The 26,748-nt window shown below is 43.4% G+C and carries 24 protein-coding genes; 6 read left to right on the plus strand and 18 right to left on the minus strand.

Going from position 1 to position 26,748, the window contains the following annotated elements; genetic code table 11:
- Positions 1-23: 23 nt before the first annotated feature.
- The 3 genes from N596_RS05945 (at position 24) to N596_RS05955 (ending at position 2,292) form a co-directional block, all read left to right on the plus strand.
- On the plus strand, positions 24-554 hold the full coding sequence (locus N596_RS05945) for a hypothetical protein (RefSeq protein WP_023024466.1): 531 nt from the start codon (positions 24-26) through the stop codon (positions 552-554).
- 87 nt (positions 555-641) lie between these two features.
- Positions 642-1,817 carry an aminoacetone oxidase gene (aao, locus tag N596_RS05950; protein ID WP_023027289.1) on the plus strand — a complete coding sequence of 392 codons (1,176 nt, stop codon included), beginning with the start codon at positions 642-644 and terminating at the stop codon, positions 1,815-1,817.
- A 19-nt stretch (positions 1,818-1,836) separates the two neighbouring features.
- Positions 1,837-2,292 (plus strand): 8-oxo-dGTP diphosphatase, encoded by a 456-nt coding sequence (locus N596_RS05955; protein ID WP_023027290.1) that lies wholly within the window; start codon positions 1,837-1,839, stop codon positions 2,290-2,292.
- A gap of 34 nt (positions 2,293-2,326) precedes the next feature.
- Here N596_RS05955 and N596_RS05960 read toward each other — a convergent pair whose 3' ends face one another.
- Positions 2,327-3,067 (minus strand): MerR family transcriptional regulator, encoded by a 741-nt coding sequence (locus N596_RS05960; protein ID WP_023027291.1) that lies wholly within the window; start codon positions 3,065-3,067, stop codon positions 2,327-2,329.
- Between the two features lie 249 nt (positions 3,068-3,316).
- Between N596_RS05960 and N596_RS05965 the strand changes: the two genes are divergently transcribed.
- Positions 3,317-4,657 carry a sodium-dependent transporter gene (locus tag N596_RS05965; protein WP_023027292.1) on the plus strand — a complete coding sequence of 447 codons (1,341 nt, stop codon included), beginning with the start codon at positions 3,317-3,319 and terminating at the stop codon, positions 4,655-4,657.
- Between the two features lie 323 nt (positions 4,658-4,980).
- Here N596_RS05965 and N596_RS05970 read toward each other — a convergent pair whose 3' ends face one another.
- From N596_RS05970 to tsaB, 6 genes are all read right to left on the minus strand, one after another.
- Positions 4,981-5,652: a hypothetical protein gene (locus tag N596_RS05970; protein WP_023027293.1), complete on the minus strand. Its 672-nt coding sequence runs from the start codon at positions 5,650-5,652 to the stop codon at positions 4,981-4,983.
- A 122-nt stretch (positions 5,653-5,774) separates the two neighbouring features.
- Positions 5,775-6,104, minus strand: coding sequence for an AzlD domain-containing protein (locus N596_RS05975; protein WP_023024476.1), 330 nt, complete (start codon positions 6,102-6,104; stop codon positions 5,775-5,777).
- Complete coding sequence (locus N596_RS05980) at positions 6,091-6,786, minus strand: AzlC family ABC transporter permease (protein ID WP_006595541.1); 696 nt, start codon at positions 6,784-6,786, stop codon at positions 6,091-6,093. Before N596_RS05980 ends, N596_RS05975 begins: the two co-directional genes overlap by 14 nt.
- Before the next feature lie 87 nt (positions 6,787-6,873).
- Positions 6,874-7,896 carry a tRNA (adenosine(37)-N6)-threonylcarbamoyltransferase complex transferase subunit TsaD gene (gene tsaD, locus N596_RS05985; RefSeq protein ID WP_023027294.1) on the minus strand — a complete coding sequence of 341 codons (1,023 nt, stop codon included), beginning with the start codon at positions 7,894-7,896 and terminating at the stop codon, positions 6,874-6,876.
- The gene (gene rimI, locus N596_RS05990; RefSeq protein WP_023027295.1) at positions 7,886-8,323 is read right to left on the minus strand and encodes a ribosomal protein S18-alanine N-acetyltransferase; all 438 of its coding nucleotides are present in this window, start codon (positions 8,321-8,323) and stop codon (positions 7,886-7,888) included. The genes tsaD and rimI overlap by 11 nt, the downstream gene beginning before the upstream one ends.
- On the minus strand, positions 8,320-9,003 hold the full coding sequence (tsaB, locus tag N596_RS05995) for a tRNA (adenosine(37)-N6)-threonylcarbamoyltransferase complex dimerization subunit type 1 TsaB (protein WP_023027296.1): 684 nt from the start codon (positions 9,001-9,003) through the stop codon (positions 8,320-8,322). The genes rimI and tsaB overlap by 4 nt, the downstream gene beginning before the upstream one ends.
- A gap of 283 nt (positions 9,004-9,286) precedes the next feature.
- On the opposite strand from tsaB, the gene N596_RS06000 reads away from it, so the two are divergent.
- Both N596_RS06000 and rnjA read left to right on the plus strand, forming a co-directional pair.
- Positions 9,287-9,517, plus strand: a complete 231-nt coding sequence (locus N596_RS06000) for a DNA-dependent RNA polymerase subunit epsilon (protein ID WP_023027297.1) — start codon at positions 9,287-9,289, stop codon at positions 9,515-9,517.
- Between the two features lie 3 nt (positions 9,518-9,520).
- The gene (gene rnjA / locus N596_RS06005) at positions 9,521-11,203 is read left to right on the plus strand and encodes a ribonuclease J1 (RefSeq protein ID WP_023027298.1); all 1,683 of its coding nucleotides are present in this window, start codon (positions 9,521-9,523) and stop codon (positions 11,201-11,203) included.
- A gap of 205 nt (positions 11,204-11,408) precedes the next feature.
- Here rnjA and glnA read toward each other — a convergent pair whose 3' ends face one another.
- The 11 genes from glnA to purR all read right to left on the minus strand — a co-directional run bounded on the left by glnA (position 11,409) and on the right by purR (position 26,685).
- A complete protein-coding gene (gene glnA, locus N596_RS06010; protein WP_023024488.1) occupies positions 11,409-12,755 on the minus strand; it encodes a type I glutamate--ammonia ligase in 1,347 nt (448 codons plus the stop codon).
- A 41-nt stretch (positions 12,756-12,796) separates the two neighbouring features.
- Positions 12,797-13,162 (minus strand): MerR family transcriptional regulator, encoded by a 366-nt coding sequence (locus tag N596_RS06015; protein ID WP_023024490.1) that lies wholly within the window; start codon positions 13,160-13,162, stop codon positions 12,797-12,799.
- A gap of 69 nt (positions 13,163-13,231) precedes the next feature.
- Positions 13,232-13,765, minus strand: a complete 534-nt coding sequence (locus tag N596_RS06020) for an FUSC family protein (protein ID WP_023024492.1) — start codon at positions 13,763-13,765, stop codon at positions 13,232-13,234.
- Between the two features lie 379 nt (positions 13,766-14,144).
- Positions 14,145-15,344, minus strand: a complete 1,200-nt coding sequence (locus N596_RS06025; protein WP_023027299.1) for a phosphoglycerate kinase — start codon at positions 15,342-15,344, stop codon at positions 14,145-14,147.
- A gap of 202 nt (positions 15,345-15,546) precedes the next feature.
- On the minus strand, positions 15,547-20,331 hold the full coding sequence (locus N596_RS06030; RefSeq protein WP_042361260.1) for an endo-beta-N-acetylglucosaminidase: 4,785 nt from the start codon (positions 20,329-20,331) through the stop codon (positions 15,547-15,549).
- 228 nt (positions 20,332-20,559) lie between these two features.
- On the minus strand, positions 20,560-21,570 hold the full coding sequence (gene gap, locus N596_RS06035) for a type I glyceraldehyde-3-phosphate dehydrogenase (RefSeq protein ID WP_006595530.1): 1,011 nt from the start codon (positions 21,568-21,570) through the stop codon (positions 20,560-20,562).
- A 252-nt stretch (positions 21,571-21,822) separates the two neighbouring features.
- Positions 21,823-23,904 carry an elongation factor G gene (fusA, locus tag N596_RS06040; RefSeq protein ID WP_023027302.1) on the minus strand — a complete coding sequence of 694 codons (2,082 nt, stop codon included), beginning with the start codon at positions 23,902-23,904 and terminating at the stop codon, positions 21,823-21,825.
- A gap of 272 nt (positions 23,905-24,176) precedes the next feature.
- On the minus strand, positions 24,177-24,647 hold the full coding sequence (gene rpsG / locus N596_RS06045) for a 30S ribosomal protein S7 (protein WP_003003105.1): 471 nt from the start codon (positions 24,645-24,647) through the stop codon (positions 24,177-24,179).
- 19 nt (positions 24,648-24,666) lie between these two features.
- Entirely contained in the window at positions 24,667-25,083 is a 417-nt protein-coding gene (gene rpsL, locus N596_RS06050) for a 30S ribosomal protein S12 (protein ID WP_001142333.1), read from the minus strand.
- Between the two features lie 218 nt (positions 25,084-25,301).
- Positions 25,302-25,838, minus strand: coding sequence for a hypothetical protein (locus N596_RS06055; RefSeq protein WP_023024500.1), 537 nt, complete (start codon positions 25,836-25,838; stop codon positions 25,302-25,304).
- Between the two features lie 22 nt (positions 25,839-25,860).
- Positions 25,861-26,685, minus strand: coding sequence for a pur operon repressor (gene purR, locus N596_RS06060; protein WP_023027303.1), 825 nt, complete (start codon positions 26,683-26,685; stop codon positions 25,861-25,863).
- Positions 26,686-26,748 lie beyond the last annotated feature (63 nt).

The following is a 26,748-nucleotide window of genomic DNA, read 5'->3' on the forward strand; positions in this document are numbered from 1 at the left end:
CTCAATAGCAAAGGAAAGAATCTATGATCTATGTCATTGAATACAATTATCCCTCTAAGATGTTAGTCGAACATATTAACAACTATCTAGAGAAAAAACGGGTTCGTAATCTACCAGTCAAGCTGGTCTATAATGGAAATATCTCCTATATTGACTATGACTTGAAAAACATCTACTTCTTCTCCTGTCAAGGAAATTCTGGAATCAACGCCTACAAAGAGCTCGAACGCATCCGGAGAAATGATCCTTTCGGACGCATTATCGTTCACTCTAACAAGGTGGACGGACGCAGACTCATGGACCACAAACTACAAGTATATGGTTTGATGGAACTAAGCCTTAGTGACTACGGAAAGCCAGACCTCTATTATCAAGAGCTTGACTTTTTGCTAGGTGATCTCTACGAAGAGCTCTGGGAAATGGCTGCAGAAGCCAAGTACGCTGCTGGGAAGAAAACCAATCAGCTCTTCCCACGCTGGGGTCCTGAAATCGGAATTTACCCACCTAAGCGTTATTCCATCCACCTCCGTCAAAATCCAAACGAAGACGATTAACTCATAAAAAGTGGAGCCTGGGGACAGGGTCCATTTTTTATGTTACAATGAACTGGAAATGAAATGAGATGAGAAAAAGGAGATCTTATGAACCACTACGATACCATTGTCATCGGAGGAGGCCCTGCTGGTATGATGGCTACTATCTCTAGTAGCTTTTATGGTCAGAAAACCCTTCTCATTGAAAAAAATCGGAAACTCGGAAAAAAATTAGCTGGGACTGGTGGAGGACGATGCAATGTGACCAACAATGGAAGCCTGGACGATCTCCTTGCAGGAATTCCAGGCAACGGACGCTTCCTTTACAGTGTCTTCTCCCAGTTTGATAACCATGATATCATCCGCTTCTTCACAGAAAACGGGGTCAAACTCAAGGTCGAAGACCATGGTCGCGTTTTTCCAGCCAGCGACAAATCGCGAACCATAATCGAGGCTTTGGAAAAGAAAATCATTGAACTTGGTGGACAAATTGCTACTCAAACAGAGATTATTTCGGTTAAAAAGATAGACGACCAGTTTGTCCTGAAATCAGCAGACCAGACCTTTACTTGTGATAAACTCATTGTCACCACTGGTGGAAAGTCCTACCCTTCGACGGGCTCTACCGGTTTCGGCCATGAGATTGCTCGCCACTTCAAACACACTATTACCGAGCTTGAAGCTGCCGAGAGTCCTTTATTGACGGATTTTCCGCATAAGGCCTTGCAGGGTATTTCACTGGACGATGTGACTCTCAGCTATGGCAAGCATGTCATCACCCATGACCTGCTCTTTACTCATTTTGGCTTGTCAGGCCCTGCTGCACTACGCATGTCTAGCTTTGTCAAGGGTGGTGAAATCCTCTCCTTAGATGTCTTGCCACAACTTTCTGAAAGTGATTTGCTATCATTTCTTGAAGAAAACCGTGAAAAATCCTTGAAAAATGCTTTGAAAATCATGCTCCCTGAACGCTTGGCAGAATTCTTTGTTCAAGATCTTCCCGAGAAGGTGAAACAACTCTCCCCCAAAGAGGTGGATGCGGTACTAACTAAGGTAAAGGAACTCCCAATCCCTGTAACAGGCAAGATGTCCTTGGCTAAATCCTTTGTTACCAAAGGAGGTGTCAGTCTCAAGGAAATCAATCCTAAAACACTGGAGAGCAAACTTGTTCCTGGCCTCCACTTTGCGGGTGAAGTCCTGGACATCAACGCCCACACAGGTGGCTTTAACATCACTTCTGCCCTCTGCACCGGTTGGGTGGCAGGAAGTCTGCATTATGATTAAATATCAAAGGTTGTAAAAAATGAACAGAAGAGAATCAGTCGAATTTGTTAACATGTGTATGATTAAAAATGGGGACAAGGTTCTGGTTCAAAATCGAGTTAGTCCTGACTGGCCTGGCATTACTTTTCCTGGCGGACATGTTGAACGTGGCGAATCCTTTGTCGATGCTGTCATTCGTGAAGTGAGAGAAGAAACGGGTCTAACCATTTCTAAAACCCAACTCTGTGGCATCAAGGACTGGTACGATGATGAGGATTACCGTTATGTCGTCCTTTTTTACAAGACCGAACACTTTACTGGTGAGCTCCAGTCTTCAGACGAAGGAAAGGTCTGGTGGGAAGAGTTTGAAAATCTATCTCGTCTAAAACTTGCAACCAATGATATGTCTGATATGCTTCGTGTTTTTTTGGAAGATGATATCAGTGAATTCTTCTACTATAAAGACGGTGACGACTGGCTTTATGATTTAAAATAGCAAATAATCGGCGGAGAGTCCTCCGCCGATTATTTTATTTGCTCTGTTTTTCAACATAGTGGACAATCACATCTGATGTGTACTGGGCTGTTCCAGGTCCAAATTTATCAATATTTTCCTTGAACTCAGGGTTATAGACGTATCCTTTACCGATATATCCGAAGACTTCAATAGAGCAGTCAAATCCATAAGTACGAATGGCTTGCAAAAGCTTGGCTGCTTGCTCTTGGTTTTCAATTGCTGTTGCAGGTAAACCAGCTTGAAGATTCTGTGCCAAAGTTTGAAAGACTTGGTTAAAGGCAGCCGTAGACTCATCTTCACGACCTTTTTGGCGTTCGAGGGCTTGATCCATGACTTCTTGGCCATACTTCTCCACCGCTTCTTGCTGGTATTTTTGATGATCTTGATAGCTAAATCCAGTGAATTTTTCCTCAATGGTCATTTTTCTTTCTCCTTTTTGTTCTTGAATCGTTTTTTGCAAGGTGGAAATCAAGGTATCCAGATGTTGCCTTTCTCGAGTTAGGTAGTCCAACTGCCTAGTCAAATGGGGCAATAAATCTATTCTTTCTTCCTTTAATAGCTCTGCTATTTTCTCTAAAGAAAACCCTAGATATTTGTAGTAAAGAATGACCTGAAGGCGTTCCAAATCCTCTTGACTGTAAGTTCGATAGCCGTTTTCCGACTTTAAGGGGACCAAGAGTCCTATCTTGTCATAGTGGTGCAGGGTCTTGACAGAGACACCTGAAAGCTGCGCAGCTTCTTTTATTTGGTACATGATTTTCTCCTTACAATGATAGTATACCCCCTCCCCTTAGGTCAGAGTCAAGTGTTTTTGCGAAAATTTTTTAACTTTTTGAGAAAACTATAAAAACATGAAAACCGCTTTCTTGACAGTCTTTAAAAATCATGATAGGATAATCAAGTCTATCAATCACACAGAAGGTTCCTAAAGAGCCGTTGAGAGAAGGCTATTTGATAACTCAAGTAGCCTTTTCTTATTTAAAAATAGATCGGAGTTTTAAAGATGTCTGAAAAATCTCAATGGGGTTCCAAAATTGGCTTCATCCTAGCCTCTGCAGGTTCTGCAATTGGGCTTGGAGCAGTTTGGAAATTCCCCTATATGACCGCTGCTAACGGGGGCGGAAGTTTTCTTCTCGTTTTTTTGATAGCAACTTTACTCATCGGCTTTCCCCTCTTACTGGCTGAATTTACTCTAGGACGTGCAGCTGGTGTCTCTGCCATTAAAACCTTTGGAAAACTCGGTGGCTGTCGCCTCTATGATGGGATCGGTTGGATCGGTGCCTTTGCCCTGTTTATCCTCCTCTCCTTCTACAGTGTCATCGGTGGCTGGATCCTGATTTATTTGGGAGTCGCCTTGGGAGAGTTATTCCAACTTCTCTCAGTTAGTGACTATACCCAGCTCTTTGGAGAGATTATTTCAAATCCCTGGTTGGCTCTTGGGGCCCAGGCCATCTTCATCCTCCTCAATGTCTTGATCGTTTCCAAGGGGGTGGAACAAGGGATTGAAAAGGCCTCAAAATTCATGATGCCACTTCTCTTCATTATCTTCTTAGTCATGATTGGTCGTTCCTTGACCTTACCTGGCGCTTGGGAGGGAGTTAGCTATTTCCTCAAGCCAGACTTCTCCAAGATGACTAGCCAAGGTCTGCTCTACGCTTTGGGCCAATCATTTTTCGCCCTCTCGCTAGGAGTGACAGCCATGTTAACCTATGCTTCCTATTTGGACAAGGATACTGACCTGGTCCAATCCGGGATTTCCGTCGTCTTCATGAATATCGCCGTTTCTATCATGGCGGGTTTGGCGATCTTCCCAGCCATGTCAGCCTTTCAAATCCCTTCTACTAGTGGACCAGGCCTCCTCTTTGTAGTCCTGCCACAAGTCTTTGACAAGATGCCTTTTGGTACCCTCTTCTACCTGCTTTTCCTTCTTCTCTTCCTCTTTGCGACCATTACCTCATCCGTCGTCATGTTAGAGATTAATGTCGGGAACGTCACCAACCAAAACAACAAACAGCGGGCTAAATGGAGCCAAATCATCGGCCTTCTGACCTTTGTCTTTGGGATTCCATCTGCCCTTTCCTATGGAGTGCTCTCCAAGTGGACCCTCTTTGGAAAATCCTTCTTTGATTGCATGGACTTTTTGGTTTCCAACCTCCTCATGCCTTTTGGAGCTCTCTGCCTCTCCCTATTTACAGGCTATATCTTTGATCAAGTCTTAGCCCAGGAAGAACTCAAGGTGGGAGAAGAGAAAACCAAGCGTTTCTTCTTCAAGCTCTGGATTTTCTTACTTCGCTTTGTGATTCCAATCGTCATCCTCATTGTCTTTATTACACAATTTATCTAAAACAAAATCCACGACTCCTTAAGGATTCGTGGATTTTTGAATGCAGACAAACTATTATTTTTTTATAAAACAGCTGGATAATTTTTAAAAAATGACTTTCATTTTTTAATCATTTAAGAAGATGAAAAACTTTACGGCGTGAGAAAAGTGCCTGAAACAACTGTGTTTCAGGCACTCGGGAATTTTGAGACCTTAGGCTCAAAATTAAGTCATGGAACTTCGTAGAAGTTCGCTGACGTCCGTACTCACCTAAGGAAAGTTTCTAAAATTACTTTATCTTCAATCTGAAATCCACGACTCTTTAGGGATTCGTGGATTTTTCTTTATTTTGTAAGGGAAACACGGAAATCATTGTATTTGCTATAATCAAAGTCTTCATTAAGCCCTGTTACAAATACAATCGGTGTATAATGGCCCTCTTCTAAGATGAAGCCGGGTTTTACCTTCATATTGGCTCCCCCAAGTCCAGCAATCCCTGGAAGAAGGGCATCAAAAGCGCCAGGTTCGTCTGTTTCCCAGTAATAGACATTACCAGATGCTTGAACTGCCTTGGCTTTCGTTGTTGCAGTACGAACAGGATTCAAGTCAGCTTGATAAAAGTTTGCTGTCGTAGTGACTGTTCCATCCGCGGCCACGGTCATTTGGACATCTTTGGCAATTTCAGTTGTTCCTGTCCAAGTCCCTACCAGTTCTTCCGGCACCATTTGAGACGAATCTGTGGCCTTGTTAGTGCTTGCTGCAGCAGATCCTGAATCGGTTTGACCTGAGTTTCCTGCATCTTGAGAAGCAGCTTGTGCCCCTTCTTGCGCATCCGTTTCAGTAGCTTTTGTCTCTTTCTTACCAGAAGCTGCCTTTGCTTTTTTCTGACTAGACTTCACCGTCGTTTGTGCTTCTTTGGTAGAAGATTTGTTCTCTTCTTTTTTTGAACCACAGGCTACGAGTAGGCTTGCAGAAGTTAATCCTAAAAGTGCTAAACTTGTCCATTTTTTCATCATGATGATCCCTCACTTCATTTGATAAAAACTATTATATTACAATATTACTCAATGTCAAGTATTATTGAAATATTTTTGCAACATTCGTAACAAACAGTAATCTATCTAAAAATTCAGGAGATTCAGGCGATAAGCAAACGTAAGAGGGCAACCAAGACAATCCCGAATAGAACCGTACCCATTAGGTTTTTGTAGCGAAAGGCCACTATCGTGGTCGGAATGGTTGCGACCAGATCTACCCACCGAACCTGAGGGAGCTGGCCCGGTTTCCCCTCTACTAGACTGGAAAGGATCAGGGCAAAAATAATGGCAATGGGAAGGTATTTTAGAAAACGCAGAACTGGATCTGGCAGCCCCCGGTATTTGACCAAAACGAAGGGAAGAATGCGCGGAATCCAGGTGACCACTGCGGACATCAAAATAACCAAGAAAATCCAACTATTCACGCGCATCGCACATCACCCCCACGAAACAACCTGTTAAAGTAGCCACTAAAACGGCCAAGGATTGGGTCAAAAAGAAGGTCAAGAGGAAAAAGCTAAGAGCTACTGCACCTAAAACAAGGAGCATGGTAGCCATCTTCTCCGTCAAACGCATGCCTTGAAACTGACCTGCAAAAATCCCAATAAACATGGCAACTAAGGCGAAGTCCAGGCCGAAGGCACTAGGATTGGGCAAGAGGGACCCCAGGGCTGTCCCCAAAATAGTTGATGAGCCCCAGGCCAGATAACCGACCACATTATTGCCATGCATCCAGGGAACAGTGATCCGGTCACTTTTTAATTTCTCACTTAAATAGACTCCGTAACTTTCATCTGTCAACAAACTACCAATTCCAATATTATGGACCAGGCTAGCCTCCTTAAAATCAGGGGAGGTATGCAGACTCATAAGCATATTGCGCAAATTGATGAAAAAGACGGTTAAGGCAATATTCATGAGGGACGAATGGACGGCAATCAAAGAGATCATCGCAAACTGAGAAGCCCCTGCGTAAACCAAGAGACTCATCAATCCCATTTCTAAAGGGGAGAGATAGGGCGACGCCACCACACCACAGGCTAAGCCAATACTGATATAACCCAAGGCCGTCGGAAGGGCATCCCTGACCCCCTGCTGAAAATTCTTTTCCACTCCTTCTTCCTTTCTTTTTTGATGCTATCTATTATAACAAAAAAAGGGACGGGAATCGTCCTCCCGTCGTTTATGTTCGTTTTTTAACTAATCTAAGTTCTCTTCTATCGGAGCAAAAGCAAGGCTAGGCTTAGCATTGAGGTCTAAGCTAGCAAAATTTCCCTTATTCCATTCGCTGACACTGGCATAGGCAATCATCCCCGCATTGTCCCCGCAGAGGCGCAGAGGAGGAATGATGACCTTAACATCTGTGATCTCAGAAGCCAGGCGTTCACGTAATCCTTGGTTGGCCGCGACTCCTCCCGCCACCACCAGGGTCTTAACAGGGTATCTTTCTAGGGCTTTTTTGGTCTTGGCCATCAAGATATCCATCACCGCTGCTTGGAAGGAAGCCGATAGGTCTTCCTTGGACAGACTCTCGCCTTTTTGCTCGGCATTGTGGTGGAGATTGATAAAGGCTGATTTGAGCCCTGAGAATGAGAACTCCAGATTGTCTTCCTTGATCATGGCACGTGGGAAATCGTAGATATCCTGACCCTTATGCGCCAACTCGTCAATCTCGCGACCGGCTGGATAGGTCAAGCCCATGACGCGGCCGACCTTATCATAGGCCTCACCCACTGCATCATCACGCGTTTCCCCAACGATCTTATAATCACCCGCCTCCGAGACATAGACCAACTCGGTGTGTCCTCCGCTGACCAGCAAGGCCAAGAGCGGAAATTCTAAAGGCTCAACGCTTTGAGCAGCCATCAAGTGGCCAGCCATATGATTGACAGGAATCAAAGGAATCCCATGGGCCCATGCAAAGGCCTTGGCTGCAGCAAGACCGACCAAAAGAGCTCCAACCAGACCTGGTCCGTAAGTTACCGCAACCGCTGTGACTTCTTCTTCTGTAATTCCCGCTTCTTCTAGGGCTTCCTCAATACAGGCCGTAATGACTTCGACATGGTGCCGACTGGCAACTTCTGGAACCACTCCCCCGAAGCGTTTATGGCTTTCAATTTGGCTGGCAATAACATTGGACAAGAGTTCTGTGTCGTTCTTTAAAACGGCGACACTAGTCTCATCACAGGATGTTTCAAATGCCAAAATATATCTATCCTTCATTTGCTTCCCTTTTCATCATAATGGCGTCTTCGGTAGGTGCATGATAATACCCTTTCCGGCAACCAATTTCTTTAAATCCTTGTTTCTGATAAAGAGTCCGAGCTGGAGTATTTCCTTCTCTCACTTCTAAAAAGACCTCTTTCTCCCAGGGGATGGTTTCGAACAACTGACGAGCAATCCCTTGACCTTGCCACTTTTTTCGAACAGCAATTTGGACCACTTCTAACTCGTATAGGTTTTCTTGTATGCCCAAGAAACCGACCAATTCTTCCCCATGATAGGCGAAGGCATACCAATTTTGAGCTTGTCCAAGATCCGCGAGGATTTGCTCCAAGGTCCAAGGACTTTGTCCATAGACATCGTCTAAGATTTCTACCAACTGAGGGGCTAAATCGAATCGCCCCGCTTCCTTCTCGATACGGATCATAGGCGTTTGATGTAGGACTGACCGGACTCTTGATGGTCCTTGAGCCAGTTTTCCTCAGCTTCTACCCGCTTGAGGTAGTTGGGCACAAAACCATGAACGGAGACAGCTTCTTTTGTAAGTCCTAGTCGACCGATCCGTACCGCATCCGGTAGGGTTTCTACCATCTGAGCACTCGGTAAGGCCTCTTGTATCTGCTCGCGAAAGGCTTCCACTTCCCCAAGGAAGGTCACCTTTTCAGCTCCCTTTACTCTTTCTAATACGGCTTCAAAAGAAAGGTGCCCCTCCGGGTAGACCAACTGATCCTCTTGGTAAAAGCCCGCATAGACATGGTTGCGCCGCGCATCCATGACTGGAATGGCCAGACCTTCTATCTCTTCTGGTACCAAGGCTAGTAAGCTCGACACCCCTACTAAGTCAATCTTTAGCGTTTGAGCTAGGGTTTTAGCCGTTGCTACCGCAATTCGTAAGCCAGTATAGGATCCAGGCCCTTCTGCTACTACGATACGGTCCAAATCCGTCGGTTTCCAATCAATGCTGGCCATCAAAAATTCAATGGTCGGCATCAAGGTAATGCTGTGGTTTTTCTTGATCGTCAGCGTTAACTCTGCTAATCGGTTTTCTTCCTCCAAAAGGGCAACGGATAGGGCCTTACTGGAGGTGTCAAATGCTAATACTTTCATGTTTTCTCCTCGTTGTCTGCTTCATATTATACTACAAATAGACGCCAAACGGTAGAGGAAGCACCCCCAGACTGTGAAATCACCTGCTCTCTATCCCTTCTAAAAAAGCGCTTCCTTCTGCTCTCAGAACCCGCTTGCATCTTTTCCTTAGAGCCTATTTATGGTATAATGGATAATAATTGTATCGAATCAGGACAAAAGAAAGCAAGAATAGGTGTCTCAGCTAGCTACTAGCTGTTTCTTTTCTGCTACAGTCCGAACAAGTGAAAGGAACCGAAACGAAATGATTTACAAAGTTTTCTACCAAGAAACAAAAGAACGCAACCCTCGTCGTCAAACGACTCATGCCCTCTATCTCGATATTGATGCGAAGAATGAGTTAGAAGGACGCATTGAAGCTCGTCGCCTTGTTGAAGAAAATACATCTTACAACATCGAATTTATCACTCTCTTGTCAGACCAACACCTAGAATATGAAAAAGAGTCTGGCGCATTTGAAATTACGGAGTTCTAATCCATGGCATATACCTTAAAACCTGAAGAAGTTGGTGTTTTCGCCATTGGAGGTCTCGGGGAAATCGGTAAAAATACCTATGGGATTGAATACCAAGACGAAATCATCATTGTGGATGCTGGGATTAAGTTCCCTGAAGATGATTTGTTAGGGATTGATTACGTGATTCCTGACTATTCCTATATCGTTGAAAATATCGACCGTGTCAAAGGTGTCTTGATTACCCACGGACACGAAGACCATATCGGAGGAATTCCCTTCCTCTTGAAACAAGCTAATGTACCAATCTATGCTGGACCTTTGGCTCTAGCCCTTATTCGTGGAAAATTGGAAGAGCATGGCCTCCTTCGTGGTGCCAAACTCTATGAAATCAACCAAAATACGGAGCTGACCTTTAAGCATATTAAAGCGACCTTCTTCCGGACGACCCACTCCATTCCAGAACCTTTGGGGATTGTTCTTCATACGCCTCAAGGAAAAATCGTCTGCACGGGAGACTTTAAATTTGACTTCACACCTGTTGGGGAGCCGGCCGACCTTCACCGGATGGCTGCACTAGGAGAGGAAGGCGTCCTCTGTCTGCTTTCTGACTCAACCAACGCGGAAGTCCCAACCTTTACCAACTCTGAAAAAGTCGTTGGCCAATCCATTATGAAGATTATTGAAGGCATTCATGGACGCATCATCTTTGCTTCCTTTGCCTCAAACATCTTCCGTCTCCAACAGGCTGCAGATGCCGCTGTTAAAACGGGCCGTAAGATTGTTGTCTTTGGACGCTCGATGGAAAAAGCCATTGTCAACGGGATTGAGCTGGGCTATATCAAGGTACCACCTGGAACAATTATTGAACCAAGTGAGATCAAAGACTACCCGGCAAACGAAATCCTCATTATGTGTACAGGAAGCCAAGGGGAGCCAATGGCGGCACTGTCTCGTATCGCTAATGGAACCCACCGCCAAGTGCAATTGCAACCGGGTGATACCGTTATCTTCTCATCTAGTCCAATTCCTGGCAACACAACGAGCGTCAACCGCCTGATCAACATCATCTCTGAAGCAGGAGTCGATGTCATCCACGGTAAGATTAACAATATCCATACCTCTGGACACGGTGGTCAACAAGAACAAAAGCTCATGTTGCGCTTGATCAAGCCAAAATACTTCATGCCTGTTCACGGTGAGTACCGCATGCAGAAAATTCATGCTGGACTTGCGCGTGATTGCGGAGTAGAAAAGGATAACATCTTCATCATGAGCAACGGTGATGTCCTTGCCTTAACAGCCAACTCGGCTCGTATCGCAGGAAGTTTCAATGCTCAAGATATCTATGTCGACGGAAATCGCATCGGAGAAATCGGAGCTGCTGTCCTTCGTGACCGCAAAGATTTATCAGAAGATGGTGTTGTCCTAGCTGTTGCGACAGTTGACTTCAAGTCAAAAATGATTTTAGCTGGACCAGATATTCTCAGTCGTGGTTTCATCTATATGAGAGAGTCTGGTGACCTGATCCGTGAAAGTCAACGTATCCTCTTCAATGCTATCCGAATCGCCTTGAAGAACAAAGATGCCAACATTCAAACCGTACACGGTGCTATTGTCAATGCCCTCCGTCCTTTCCTTTACGAAAGTACGGAACGTGAACCCATCATCATCCCGATGATTTTGACACCAGATGAAGAAAATTAAGTAAAAAGAATGAGGCTGGGACAAAAGTCCTAGCCTCTCAATTGTCTTTGGATTGTCGAGCAAGACGCAGTGGTTGAGTGGGCTCTACTACGCTGATTTCATCAGCTTTTACAGCCCTACTCAACTGTGCGGAGGTGGGACGATGAAATCGAATTCTAACGAATGACCGACTTCTGTCCCACTCTCATTTTTTGTATGGATTTGATTAGTACAAGTCCAAGTAGTTATCAATTTCCCATTGTGAAACGAAGGTTGCATAGCTTGCCCACTCGATGCGTTTGGCTTCTAAGAAGCTCGTGTAGATGTGTTCACCGAGAGCATTCTTAACTACTTCATCTTCCGTCAAGGCTTTCAAAGCATTGTGAAGAGTAGATGGAAGATCCGTAATTCCAGCTTCTTTACGCTCTTCAGCTGTCATGATATAGATATTCTCTTCGATTGGTGCTGGCGCTTCAATCTTGTTCTCAATCCCATGCAAACCAACTTCTAAAAGAACAGCCATAGCGATGTATGGGTTAGCCATCGGATCTACGGAACGCAATTCCAAACGAGTTCCCATACCGCGTGAAGCAGGTACACGCACCAATGGGGAGCGGTTGCGTCCAGCCCAAGCGATGTATACAGGAGCTTCAAAACCTGGTACCAAACGTTTGTAGGAGTTGACAGTCGGGTTCATGATGGCTGTGTAGTTGTAAGCGTGCTTGATCAAACCACCAAGGAAATGATAAGCTGTTTCTGACAACTGCATTCCTTTTGGATCATTTGGATCAAAGAAGGCGTTGTTCCCTTCGGCATCAAACAAGGACATATTGCAATGCATACCAGAACCAGCGATACCAAATTTTGGTTTAGCCATAAAGGTTGCATACAAACCATGTTTACGAGCAATGGTTTTTACAACGAGTTTAAAGATTTGAATCTTGTCACAGGCGCGAAGAACTTCATCGTACTTAAAGTCAATTTCATGCTGACCTACAGCCACTTCGTGGTGACTGGCTTCTACCTCAAATCCCATTTGGGTTAAGACATTGACGATCTCACGACGAGTGTTATCCGCAAGGTCTGTAGGTGCCAAATCAAAATAGCCACCCTTGTCATTCACTTCAAGAGTTGGGTCTCCATTTTCATCCAGTTTAAAGAGGAAGAACTCTGGCTCTGGTCCAAGGTTGAACGATTTGAAGCCAACTTCTTCCATGTGACGAAGAGCACGTTTGAGGTTTCCACGTGGATCTCCTGCAAATGGTTCCCCTTCTGTTGTATAGACATCACAAATCAAGCCTGCGACACTACCGTTCTCATCTCCCCAAGGGAAAACAGTCCAAGAGTCCAAGTCAGGATAGAGATACATATCAGACTCATTAATCCGAACAAACCCTTCGATAGAAGATCCATCAAACATAGCCTTGTTTGATAAAACTTTTTCCAACTGTTCATCTGTCGCTGGAATTTCAACGTTTTTCATGGTTCCTAAGATATCTGAGAACATCAACCGAATAAAGGTTACATTTTTTTCTTTGACTTCGCGACGAATATCTTCAACAGTAATTGACATGTGTGTCTCCTTATGAATAAAGCAATAAGTAAAAAGAATGATCAGCGTAACTGACCATATGGCGATGAGGTCGTATGAAAGCGACTTTGCTGAAGAATGTCGCGATGAAGGGCCTTGCGAACTTCCTTCTCGCTAACTACCTTGGCAGCTTGGCGTTTAGCTTCTTTCTCAGCAATCCGTTTTTTGATTCCTGCAATATTAAGGCCTTCAGATAAGTAATCCTTAATCTCCAACAGGCGATCCATATCGTTGAGAGAAAACATCCGACGATTGCCCTCTGTACGATCCGGAGTAATGAGTTGTTGATCTTCGTAATAGCGAATCTGACGAGCTGTTAAATCTGTCAATTTCATAACACTACCAATCGGAAAGACCGCTAACGTTCGTCTTAATTCCTTTTCTTTCATATCCGACCTCCTTTCCCTTCTATTATAACGCAAAAAAAACCGATGTCAAGATTAAAATGTCATATAATCTCACATGGGTTTTCTTTTTTCTTTTATAAAGTCTCGAATGCGATCCACATCTGAATTAACTAAAATCGCTACAAAGACACCGATAAAGGTTTCAAAAATGCGGGCAAAAACATATAGGAAAGTTTCACCTGTAGGAATCGAGAGAGTAATAATCAGCATAGCTGATACGCCTCCGATAATTCCGGCTTTATTGTTCATGGCGACATTGGTCATAATGGTTAACATGGTCGCAATCGGTACAAAAATCAGGGTGACCCAATAGGCATCGTGGAAGAGGATCTTGATCATAAAGAATAGCAGAGCATAAAAACCACCGATGCTGTTGCCCATCACACGCGAAGCTCCGAAGTGAACACTCTTATCAAAATCTTCTCTCAAGCTAAAAACAGCTGTCAGAGCCCCAATTTGCAGTCCTCTCCAACCAAAGATACCAAAAATCAATAGAACCAGAAAAACGGCTATCCCTGTTTTGAAGGTCCGCATTCCCAATCGAAATTTGGAACGGTCAAATTTATGTCGTTTAAAGTAATCCATTGTCCCCTATCTTTCTATCTCTTTTATTCTAACATATTTCCAGAAAGGTTCAAGCAGGGAAATGAAGATCGACTAGCTTCCTTCTAATCTATAAAGACATCTTAAAAACTTTCCTTAGGTGAGTACGGACGTCAGCGAACTTCGAAGAAGTTCCATGACTTAGTTTTGAACCTAAAGTTTCAAAACTCCCGAGTGCTTGAAACAAATGTTTCAAGCACTTTTCTCACGGCGGAAAGTTTCGGGATTTCCTTGATTAATTTCAAAAATGAGATCATATTTTATTTCGATACAGAATCACTTATCTTATATAAAAATAGTTTGTATACATTCTAAAAAAAGCACCTTTCGGTGCTTCTTCTATGGTTTATGAGGAACCGTCTTATTTTTCTGTAAGTGCAGCCAAACCTGGCAATACTTTACCTTCAAGGAGTTCCATTGAAGCGCCTCCACCAGTAGAGATCCATGAGAACTTGTCTGCACGACCAAGGTTGATCGCTGCGGCAGCTGAGTCACCACCACCGATGATTGATTTAACGCCTGGTTGTTTCACGATAGCGTCCATGACACCGATTGTACCAGCTTGGAAGTCAGGGTTTTCAAATACACCCATAGGTCCGTTCCATACAACTGTTTTCGCACCAGTCAAAGCTTCGTCAAATTTAGCGATAGATTTAGGACCGATATCCAAACCAAGGAAGCCTGGGTCAACTGCTTCACCTTCAGTGTCTTTCACTTCAGTGTAGTCAGCAAATGCGTTCGCTTCTTTTGAGTCAACTGGCAAGATCAATTTGCCGTTTGCTTTTTCAAGAAGAGCTTTAGCGACATCTAATTTGTCTTCTTCTACAAGTGAGTTACCGATTTCGATACCTTGAGCTTTGTAGAATGTGTAAGTCATCCCACCACCGATAAGAACTTTATCAGCTTTTTCAAGCAAGTTTTCGATAACACCAATCTTGTCTGAAACTTTTGAACCACCAAGGATAGCCACGAATGGACGTTCTGGAGCTTCAACTGCTTCTTGGATGTAGGCAATTTCGTTTTCAAGAAGGAAACCAGCAACAGCTTTTTCAACGTTTGCTGAGATACCAACGTTTGAAGCGTGCGCACGGTGAGCTGTACCGAATGCATCGTTTACGAAGATACCATCTCCAAGTGATGCCCAGTATTTACCAAGTTCAGGATCGTTTTTAGATTCTTTCTTGCCATCAACATCTTCAAAACGAGTGTTTTCAACCAAAAGAACTTGTCCGTCTTCAAGAGCGTTAATCGCAGCTTCCAATTCAACACCACGAGTAACACCTGGTAGGAAAGCAACGTCTTGACCCAATTTAGCAGCCAAGTCAGCCGCTACAGGAGCAAGTGATTTACCTTCTTTATCAGCTTCTTCTTTTACACGTCCAAGGTGAGAGAAGAGGATTGCACGTCCGCCTTGCTCAAGAATGTACTTGATTGTTGGAAGAGCGGCAGTGATACGGTTGTCATTTGTGATCACGCCATCCTTTACAGGAACGTTGAAGTCAACACGAACGAGAACTTTTTTCCCTTTCAAGTCAACGTCTTTAACAGTCAATTTTGCCATTGGATATGACTCCTTCTATTTTTTATACATGATAATTATATCACAAAAGATGTAAAAGAGGTAGAAAAATAGTGGATTTCTACTTCATAATAGCCTATCTGGATTGATACTCCTGATTCAGAATCTACATCATGAAACCTCCCTTGTTTTTCACAAAGGAGGTTTATGATTGATTTTAACTTTTTTAAGCCTCTAGAAAACCTTACTCTTCTTTCTTCTTACCGGCCAAGAGGAAGCCTCCAAGTGCCGCTAAGAGTACAGCTTCTGCTGCAAAAGAAGCCTCTAAACTTGCAGTTGTTGGCAATTCCTTGTCAGTTTCTTTGCTGGTTGGATCTTGTTGAGAAGAATCTTCTTTAGACGGTGTTAAGTAACGACTCAAAACTTGTTGAACTCGTTGATCCAGAAGATCTGGTCCATTTTCCTTTTGATTCAATGGATCAGTTGGTTTCGTCGGATTCAATTGTTCTGGTGATGTTTGATTGTTATCCGGTTGGTCTGGTTTTGTTGGATTCTCCGGCTGAATCGGTTGATCTGGTGTCGCAGGTTTCTCTGGCTGGATCGGTTGGTCCGGTGTCACAGGTTGATCTGGCTGGATTGGCTGATCCGGTGCCTCTATCTTTTGAGTTTTGTAGACAATCGCATAGTGAGTAAAGTGTGGAGCTGTGAAGATGACTACATCTCCTACACGCTCAAAGGCTAAAGATTGAGGTGCTTGACCTTCTGGGAAGAAGAGGACTTGCTCCACTTCTTTATCCTTATCCACAGGTATTTTCACAAGTGATGGATGATGGGTATCCACATCTTGACCACTTGCATCGACTCCTTCGATATCAAAGATAGCCGCTTCTCGTCCCTTCAGCTCTTCTTTTTCTGCCTGATTTGCTTCAACTTTCGCGACTTTCAACCCCTTAACAACAGTAGGTTCCAAATTAGAGAACTGAACTTCAACTCCAGTTGCAGGGTCTACAAAGACAGCCGGCTTATCTTCTTTCAAGAGCGCAATCAAGGTTTCTAGACCTGTTTTTGCGGTTGCGAGCGCTTCAGGAATGAGTTCTGAAGAGGCTAGGAGTTCTTTATTTTTCTCAACCAGTGCCTTCAAAGCATCACCAGAAGGATGATTTGGCTTGCTTGCTAATAGAGTGGTCGCTTCCTCTGTCAGAGCAGAGAGAGTTTCTTTTTCTTTTGTTAGATTGGCTTGTCCATCCAAGGCTTTCAAGAGAGCGGTCAATTGGTTTAACTGCTCATTGACTTGATTTTGTGTGCTGGTATCATGCTCTTTCAAGACTTTTTCAGAAGCAGCTATTCCAGCCAACAAGGCTTCTTTGACTTCAGGAGTGGCAAAAGTAAAGTCTACTTTGGCTTTTGCAGCTTCAGCTTCAGCCAATTTTTGCTTGAGATATTCATCGTTGAGAGCTGGTTTTGGATTCACGAGGACATCAAAGCTTGTGCTAGCTCCCTTGTAATGGACGGTGATAGTTTGACGACCTTCCTTGCTCGCATCAAAGCCAGTTACTTCAACACCTTCATCGGTCAAGGCGTGCGTTTCAGTCGTTTCATCTTCAAAGACGACTGTAAAGCGTCCGCCTTCTTTTTCAAATGCTTCTCCGACAATATATTCGACTTTTGGTTTGTCAGTCAATTCTAGACCAGCAACGGCTTTTTCACCTGCTTCCTCTGCACTGACCACAAAAACAGTGAGAGTCTTATCCAATTTCTGACCAAGATAAGAAACTTCTAGGTGTTGTTCTCCAAGCTTGCTACTGTCAAATCCATGAATCTCTACACCTGAGTTGGTGAGGTTGACCAGTTGATCTGCTTGTCCATCTTGATAATGAACGCGAAGAGTCGCTCCTTTCAAGGAGAGAGCATCTCCTTTTCTGTAGACCTTCTTAGCTAAGCCCTCTTCTAATTGAACTCCACTAATTTCTTTATCATTTTTTGGAACTTCAATCGCTAGAACATTACTGATCTCTTTTCCTGGTGCTTGTGCACGATAGTAAAGAAGAGACGGAGTCGATTCAAAAGCGAGCGGTTTAAAGATCAGATTTCCAGCTTGATCGGCTGTCATAGTCGCAATTGGGCTAGTCGCTTCTTTATCGGCATAAAGTGAAATCGTTGTATTCGCAGGTACATCCTTAAAGCCAACCTGGACAAAATGATTGCCTAGGTTTTGCGCTGCAGCATCCTTCATCGGGATATTGACTGTTTCGGTATCTAAACTTTCATACATTTTCCAGTTATAGATTCGAATAGCTTGCCATGGAGTCCCATTATCGGCTGTAATGACATGGAGACGCCAATCTTGGGCCTTAATCGGTTGATCGAGTGTAATATCTGACACATGGGCTTTGTTACCACGGACTTCCTTGGCCAATTTCCACTCGCCGGCTTCGTCCTTGTAGTAAAGATCGAAGTCACGGGTATTCATCTTGCCATCATCGACAGATTCACCACCCGCACCTGCATGGTCCATAACCCAACGAACAATGGTCCTTGGTTGTGTCAAGCGAATATCGACAGTTCCACTCAATTGAGCCGACGACCATTTATCTGAAAGACTCGTAATGGTACCATTCAACATCCCCTCGATACCTTCACTACCATCTGCATCTGGGAAACTTGAACCGATGACTTTCGCCCCAATCACTACGTTTGGCGCCAATGCTTTTGGTAGGCTGGTATCCGACACTGTCATACCCCAATCAAAGGCTACAGTTCCCGCATCTGAACGTTGACCGTTCTTCCCAACAGCAACAACCTTGAGTTCTTGAGTGGTCCCTTCAGCACTTGCTGAACGACTAACTTTTGGAAGATAGACAGTTGTCGCAGAAGACCCTGTTAAGAGACGCCAGTTATCCCCATCTTTCTCATAGACTTCATAATAATCTGCATCCGCAACTCCTTTAAAGTTTAGGACTGCTTCTGCTTCTTGCGCATTTTGCAGGCGTTTGCCTTTCACGGTTACTTCAGAAGGAGCAGCTGGTTTTTCTTGGTTCGACGTAATCGACAATTGGCCGAGATTGAACTTGTAGTCTTTGACATCTGCATCATGGTCAAAGAACATCTTAACGGCATAAATGGTCTTGCCAGCTAGGTCTCCCAAATCGAAGGTTTGAGTGGACCAATCTGCGTTTGGCGTCAATTCCTTCCATACGTATTCCGAGTAATCTTCTTTTGTAGCAACAGCTACCCAAGCAGCCGCACCAACCCCACCCTTGTGAGAGACACTTAATTTTGTTGTTTCTGTCACAGGGATCTTGGTCGAATAGAGCATGACATTTTGACTGCTATTAGCTTTCAAATCGCCTTCAAAGGTTAGCGAGTTTCCTCCATTATAGGCTTGATCAAAGTCATAGCGCCCTTTCAATGGCGTGCTGTCTTCACTATGTTCTACCCACCAGCGCCATGTTGGAAGGTAGCCAGAGACGGATCGGTAATTCCACTCGCCATCTTTGGAAATTTTTCCATCTACAAACCAATATTTTCCGTGACCAGTATTGAATGAAGTATTAAAATCAGCATTTGTGATCGGAGTTTTATCCACGACTAGATTGGACATCCCGTACCAAGATTGATCTGCTGGTTTTCCTTTGGTTGGATCACCTTGGAAACCTGTCCAGAATAGATCTTCATGGGTATGATACCCCTCTCCTGTCTTTCCTAGACCCGTAATGGTATCAGGTGCATAAAGCCCCAGGGATAGACGCAACTTGCCATGTTCATCTAAAATCGCATTCCAGTCCACATTGGTCTTATAAGAGCCCCCTTTTTGAAGTTCGAGTCCTGCTAAAACATCATAAGGATTGCGCTGAATCCATTTGGCTGTGCTGATAGAATAATCAACTTCTGATTTGCCCCAGTTAAAGTTGGCAAAGAAGGTATCAACTGGATTTTCCCCATTTTCAGGTTGCATGAAATTGTAGTTGTATTCACCCAGTGCATTTTCATGGTAACGACCATATTCATAGGTCATGGCATCATACCAAGAGTACTTGATAGGGTAGTTAATACTCTTCGCATACTCCTTGGTGTAAAGAAGGAAATCTCTTAATTTTGGTCCTAAAGGTTCTACTAGGTTCCCTGTCGTTTCTTGGTTAATAAAGTAGCCATCGAAACCATAATACTTAGCTAGATCAACTAATTTCCGTGCGATCGGGAAGGTTTTAGAGCCTTCACTATCTTCTTTCAAGGTTTCTGCAAAATGCTCTTGATCCTTGATGCTACTAGACCAGTTATAAAAGAGTGTTCCATAGATGGGCACCCCATTTCGGTGAGCAGCATCAATCACATCCGCTGATGGTACCAGACCTTCCCAGAATACCATGGAATCCAAATACTGCCAATAGTCAAAAGCATAGGCCTTAAACTCTTCCCCACCGACGGAAGCATGATCCTTAGCCTTTGAGTTCATGTTAGACAGAGCCTGAATCTTTGCATCAGGGTTTGCTTGCTCGTTGATTTGCTTCCCTTGAAAACGGCTAGCGAGGGGGACACTTGCTCGGTTCAAATCATCATCTACTCGTTTACCAGGTTCCCATTTCAACAAATCGTCCCATGTATCAAATTTGACCTCTTTCGGTCTTAATTGTTTTTCTTCATTAGTTGGTAAATCTTCTACTTTTTCTGTGCTTGCTTTTGGCTGTTCTGTCGCTGAAACCGCTGGACTATCTGTGGTCGTCGGGCTAACTTCGGGAGTTGCTAAAGTAGCCTCTGGAGTTGCTGAAGTGGCTTCCTCAACTGGTTTCACTGATTCTGTAGTTGGCAAGACAGCATCTGCAGTGTAGACACCAGCTTCTCTGATCAAATGATTTACATCTTCTGCAGTTGCTGAAGTGGCTTCTAAGGGTTGTTCATTCGCAGCATGCGTCTCATCCGCTGAGACAGCCCCCGTCCCTAAAAATGCCAATCCAATCAGTGCAGAACAAACTCCCACACTGAATTTTCGGATACTAAAACGTTGTTGTTTTTCAAATTGATGACCTTTCATCTTGACCTCCATCTTATTTTACTAATTTCCAATCTCCTAAAACACTTCTCCTTTGCTCTCGTGCAATCGCTTACATTTTGTTTAATTGGAAATCTTCACTCAAATTTAGTTTACCCCTTTAAAGAGAGGTCTGTCAATCCATTTTAGCAAATCCTATAATAAGGTGAGGAGGAACTAAAAAAAGTACAAAAAAAGAGGAGGTCACCCTCCTCTCATCATACACATGAATTATTTAGCAATTTTTGCGAAGTATTCAAGAGTACGTACAAGTTGTGCAGTGTAAGACATTTCGTTGTCATACCATGAAACAACTTTAACCAATTGTTTACCATCAACGTCAAGAACTTTAGTTTGAGTTGCGTCAAACAATGAACCGTAAGCCATACCTACGATATCTGAAGATACGATTGGATCTTCTGTGTAACCGTATGATTCGTTAGCTGCTGCTTTCATAGCTGCGTTCACTTCATCAACAGTAACGTTCTTTTCAAGAACTGCAACCAATTCAGTAACTGATCCAGTTGGAGTTGGAACGCGTTGTGCAGATCCGTCCAATTTACCGTTCAATTCTGGGATTACCAAACCGATAGCTTTAGCAGCACCAGTTGAGTTAGGAACGATGTTAGCTGCACCAGCGCGAGCACGACGAAGGTCACCACCACGGTGTGGTCCGTCAAGGATCATTTGGTCACCAGTGTAAGCGTGGATAGTAGTCATCAATCCTTCTACAACACCAAAGTTATCTTGAAGAGCTTTAGCCATTGGAGCCAAGCAGTTTGTAGTACATGAAGCACCTGAGATAACTGTTTCAGTACCATCAAGAATGTCGTGGTTAGTGTTAAATACAACTGTTTTAACGTCGTTTCCACCAGGAGCAGTGATAACAACTTTCTTAGCTCCACCTGGGTGCAAGTGTTTTTCAGCAGCTTCTTTCTTAGCAAAGAAACCAGTTGCTTCAAGAACGATTTCTACACCGTCGTTAGCCCAGTCGATTTGTTCTGGATCACGTTCAGCAGAAACTTTAACGAATTTACCGTTAACTTCGAATCCACCTTCTTTAACTTCCACAGTACCGTCGAAACGACCTTGAGTTGTGTCATATTTCAACAAGTGTGCAAGCATAACTGGATCTGTAAGGTCGTTGATGCGAGTAACTTCAACACCTTCTACGTTTTGGATACGACGGAAAGCAAGACGACCGATACGACCGAAACCGTTAATACCAACTTTAACTACCATTCGTGATTTCCTCCTTATGAAAATCAAAAAATTTTTATGTGAAAAGAGTAACTTGATAGGTTACAAATCATCTTTCAACAATATTATTATATACTTTCTTCCCCTAAAATGCAACTGATTTCAGTAGGATTAGAAATATTACACAAACTTTCATATTCATTTTCACTATCTCTTATGAGGAAGAGGGGTTGAACTCTTTCGAATCAAAAAAGCCTTCCTCCTAAGAGGAAAGCTTTTAGCTAGACGGCAAAATTATGCTTCACCTTTAGCTTTTTTAATGATTTCTTCTTGTACTGATTTCGGTACATCTTCGTAGTGGTCAAATACCATCATGAAGGTACCACGTCCTTGAGTTGCAGAACGAAGGACAGTAGCGTAACCGAACATTTCAGCAAGTGGTACATAAGCACGAACGATTTGGCTTGCACCGTGTGCTTCCATACCGTCTACACGTCCACGACGAGCAGTTACGTGACCCATAACATCCCCAAGGTTTTCTTCAGGAACTGTGATGGTTACAAGCATCATTGGTTCAAGGATAGCTGGTTGTGCTGATTTAGCTGCTTCTTTAAGAGCAAGAGATGCAGCGATCTTGAAGGCAGTTTCAGATGAGTCGACATCGTGGTATGAACCATCGTAAAGCTTCGCTTTCACGTCAACCATTGGGTAGCCAGCAAGAACACCGTTCGCCATAGATTCTTGAAGTCCTTTTTCTACTGCAGGGATGAATTCACGTGGAACCACACCACCGACGATTGCATTTTCGAACTCGAATCCTTTTCCTTCTTCGTTTGGAGTAAATTCGATCCATACATCACCAAACTGACCTTTACCACCAGATTGACGTTTGAAGAATCCACGTGCTTGTGTAGAAGCGCGGAATGTTTCACGGTAAGATACTTGAGGAGCACCAACGTTTGCTTCAACCTTGAATTCACGTTTCATACGGTCAACAAGGACATCCAAGTGCAACTCACCCATACCAGAGATAACTGTTTCACCAGTTTCAGGGTTTGTTTCAACGCGGAATGTTGGATCTTCTTCAGCCAATTTTTGAAGGGCAATACCCATCTTGTCTTGGTCTGCTTTAGATTTAGGCTCAACCATCAATTGGATAACTGGTTCTGGAACTTCGATTGACTCAAGGATAACTTTTGCTTTTTCATCTGTCAATGAGTCACCAGTTGTTGTATCTTTCAAACCAACAGCAGCTGCGATATCTCCAGAGTAAACTGTTTCGATTTCCATACGAGTGTTGGCGTGCATTTGAAGGATACGTCCGATACGTTCACGTTTACCTTTAGAAGTGTTCAATACGTATGAACCAGAGTTCAAGACACCTGAATAAACACGGAAGAATGTCAAACGACCTACAAATGGGTCAGTCATGATCTTGAAGGCAAGAGCTGCAAATGGCTCGTCATCAGATGCTGGACGTTCTTCTACTTCATCTGTATCTGGGTTTACACCCTTGATTGCAGGGATATCAAGTGGGCTTGGAAGGTAGTCAAGGACCGCATCCAACATCAATTGAACCCCTTTGTTCTTGAAGGCAGAACCACACAATACTGGGAAGAATTCAACATTGATAGTCGCTTTACGGATACCAGCTTTCAATTCTTCGTTAGTGATTTCTTCACCTTCAAGGTATTTCATCATCAAATCTTCGTCAGTTTCAGCAACTGCTTCGACCAATTTTTCACGGTATTCTTGAGCTTGTTCAAGGTATTCAGCTGGGATATCTTCTTCAAGAATATCTGTACCAAGGTCGTTGGTGTAGATTTCAGCTTTCATCTTGATCAAGTCGATGATTCCACGGAAGTCATCTTCTGAACCGATTGGCAATTGGATTGGGTGAGCATTTGCTTGAAGACGGTCATGAAGAGTGCTTACTGAGTAAAGGAAGTCAGCACCGATTTTATCCATCTTGTTCGCAAATACGATACGAGGAACTCTGTATTCAGTTGCTTGGCGCCAAACAGTTTCTGTTTGAGGCTCAACACCTGATTGTGAGTCAAGAACGGTTACAGCACCGTCCAAAACGCGGAGTGAACGTTGAACTTCGATCGTGAAGTCCACGTGTCCTGGTGTGTCGATGATGTTTACACGAGTATCTTTCCATTGAGCTGTTGTAGCTGCAGAAGTGATAGTGATACCACGTTCTTGCTCTTGCTCCATCCAGTCCATTTGTGACGCACCTTCGTGAGTTTCACCAATTTTGTGAATCTTACCAGTGTAGTAAAGGATACGCTCAGTTGTAGTTGTCTTACCAGCATCGACGTGGGCCATGATACCGATATTACGAGTTTTTTCAAGTGAAAATTCGCGTGCCATGAGGTTTGTTTCTCCTATATTTTTTATTTCTATACTATTATAACATGATTTAACAAAAACGGATAGGCAGGACCTACCCGTTCTCAGTGTTCTCATGTATGTGTTGGTTTCAACTTACGAGATGGTAAGTTGAATTGAACTAAAGAGCGGACCGAGCTCAATTGAACCCGGGCTAAAAGCTCGGAAAATAGATAAGCTTTCCTAGAATCTTTGATTCTGCGTCAAACTTCCTAATTTTCAGTCGCTTTTTTAACGCCCTCAGTATCTTATTCTTACCAGCGGAAGTGTGCGAAGGCACGGTTAGCTTCAGCCATACGGTGAGTGTCTTCACGTTTCTTAACAGCTGCACCAGTGTTGTTTGCAGCATCCAAGATTTCTTTAGCAAGGCGGTCAACCATTGTGTGCTCACCACGTTGACGAGCGATTGTTACCAACCAACGAAGTCCAAGTGTTGTACGACGTTCTGGACGAACTTCAACTGGGACTTGGTAGTTTGATCCACCAACACGACGTGCACGTACTTCAAGTACAGGCATGATGTTTTCCATAGCTGTTTCAAATACTTCAAGTGCGTCATTTCCAGTAGCTTCTTTGATTTGCTCAAAAGCACCGTAAACGATTGAAGCTGCTGTACCACGTTTACCATCAAGCATAACGCGGTTGATAAGACGAGTAACTAGTTGTGAATTGTAAAGCGGATCTGGCAATACGTCACGTTTTGGAGCTCTATTTTTACGACTCATTTCTCTTTATCCCCTTTCCTTATGCTTTTTTCGGACGTTTAGTACCGTATTTAGAACGGCCTTGTTTACGATCGTTAACACCTGCAGTATCAAGTGCACCACGGACGATATGGTAACGTACCCCTGGAAGGTCTTTTACACGTCCACCACGAAGAAGCACCACGCTGTGCTCTTGCAAGTTGTGTCCGATACCTGGGATGTAGGCAGTAACTTCGATCAAGTTGCTCAAACGTACACGAGCAAATTTACGAAGGGCAGAGTTAGGTTTTTTAGGTGTCATAGTTCCAACACGAGTTGCTACACCACGTTTTTGTGGTGAAGAAACGTTTGTTTGAACTTTTTTATGACTGTTGTAACCAACGTTCAAAGCTGGTGATTTAGATTTTTCTACTTTTGATTTACGCGGTTTGCGAACCAATTGGTTAATTGTAGGCATCTACATTCTCCTGTGTTTTTTTTTATTTTTGGTGATGATACACTTGGTGACAGCTATCATCTGTGTGTACTTTTGCAACATTTGTCAGCACGTCCCTGTACACTCTTGAGAGACCAAAAGTAAAAAGTACCGTCTATTATTGTAACATAGCGGTACTTTCACTGTCAAGATTTTTTTCTCTTTTTTGCACGATTGCTTCTTCTTAAAACCGTGCTAAATTATTGTTCATATTGTTGCGTTACAGCTGGAATTGTAGCATTCGAAACTTGAGGAACTTCATTGGACTGATATTGAGGAACTTCTGCCGGAACCACTTGTTGAGGTTGCCCTGTTTGACTAGCTTGATTCGTATCAGTTGATTGAGTATTCTGGTTGGTTTGCATTCCATAGTAGTCTACAATGTACTGAATTCGGGCTTGGAAGGCCTGTTTCTTTGTTTCGTCCTTCACTTTTTCCACGGCTTCTCGGGCAGCTGTTAAGGTTTCTTGGGTTGCAGTCGTTTCAAAATGAGCGACTGCCTTTTCTGCATCTTCAGCGATTTTCGCTTCCTCTTCTTCTTTTGCTTTTTTAGGGTCTTTCTTTTTAATAGGAAGAGAACCTGTCTTTTTGGCTTCTTGTTTCACCACTGTAACTTGGTCTGCAGAATTTTTTCGAACCGTATAAAGCCCACCGACAAGAACTCCTGTCAAGATGAATATCGTTGCCAATCGAAGCCATAGGGGGCTACGATCAAAACGGTCTAAAATTGTTTTCATTTTCCTATCTCCCTCTCCAGACTTAATCCTTATCGAAAATATTTCCGATTTCTACATCAATTTTATTTTCTACTACATCAATGTTGGTTACACGTAGAAGTGACTTGTGATCAAATAAATCTTTACTTCTAGCCGAAGCATTGTCCGCAAAAATAGCGACTCCTGCTAACTCTGATTCAAACTCAGCTAAGAGGCTAACCATCCCACTGATAGTCCCCCCCCCTTTAAGGAAGTCATCGACAATCAAGACACGGCTGCCCGCTTTCAAACTGCGTTTGGACAAAAACATTTTCTCAATCCGATCGCCACTGGAACCTGATACATAGTTCACACTGACCGTTGATCCTTCTGTAATTTTTAGATCTCGTCGCACAATGACAAAGGGAACATTTAAGACATTGGCTACCGCGTTTGCTAATGGAACTCCCTTGGTTGCCACCGTCATAACAGCATCGATTTTTTGATCTCGAAAAGCCTTGGCAATAATGCGCCCAATATTATTTAGGATTTTTGGATTGCTCAATAGGTCTGAAAGGTAGATATAACCACCTGGTAAAATCCGATTGCTTTCTGACAATTGATTGCACAAGTTTTGGACAATTTCTCTTGAATCTGCATCCGAAATCGATGGTGTAAAGATGACCCCTCCACCTGCCCCAGTGAGAGTTTCAATGTGTCCAATTTCCATTTCTTCAAAGGCCCGTTTAATAATAACAATGTCCTCAGAAATAGAGGATTTGGCAGATTCATATTTCTCCGCAAATGTATTTAAACTTGTCAATTCGTAGGGATGATTAATCAAGTAGTTCGAGATCACAACCATCCGCTCACTTCTTCTTAGCTTCATTATCTCTCCACATAGTTTTTTATTGTATTATACCATATTATACCAAAAAACGAACATTGTTAG

The organism is Streptococcus ilei (assembly GCF_000479335.1).
In the GTDB taxonomy this organism is placed as follows: domain Bacteria; phylum Bacillota; class Bacilli; order Lactobacillales; family Streptococcaceae; genus Streptococcus; species Streptococcus ilei.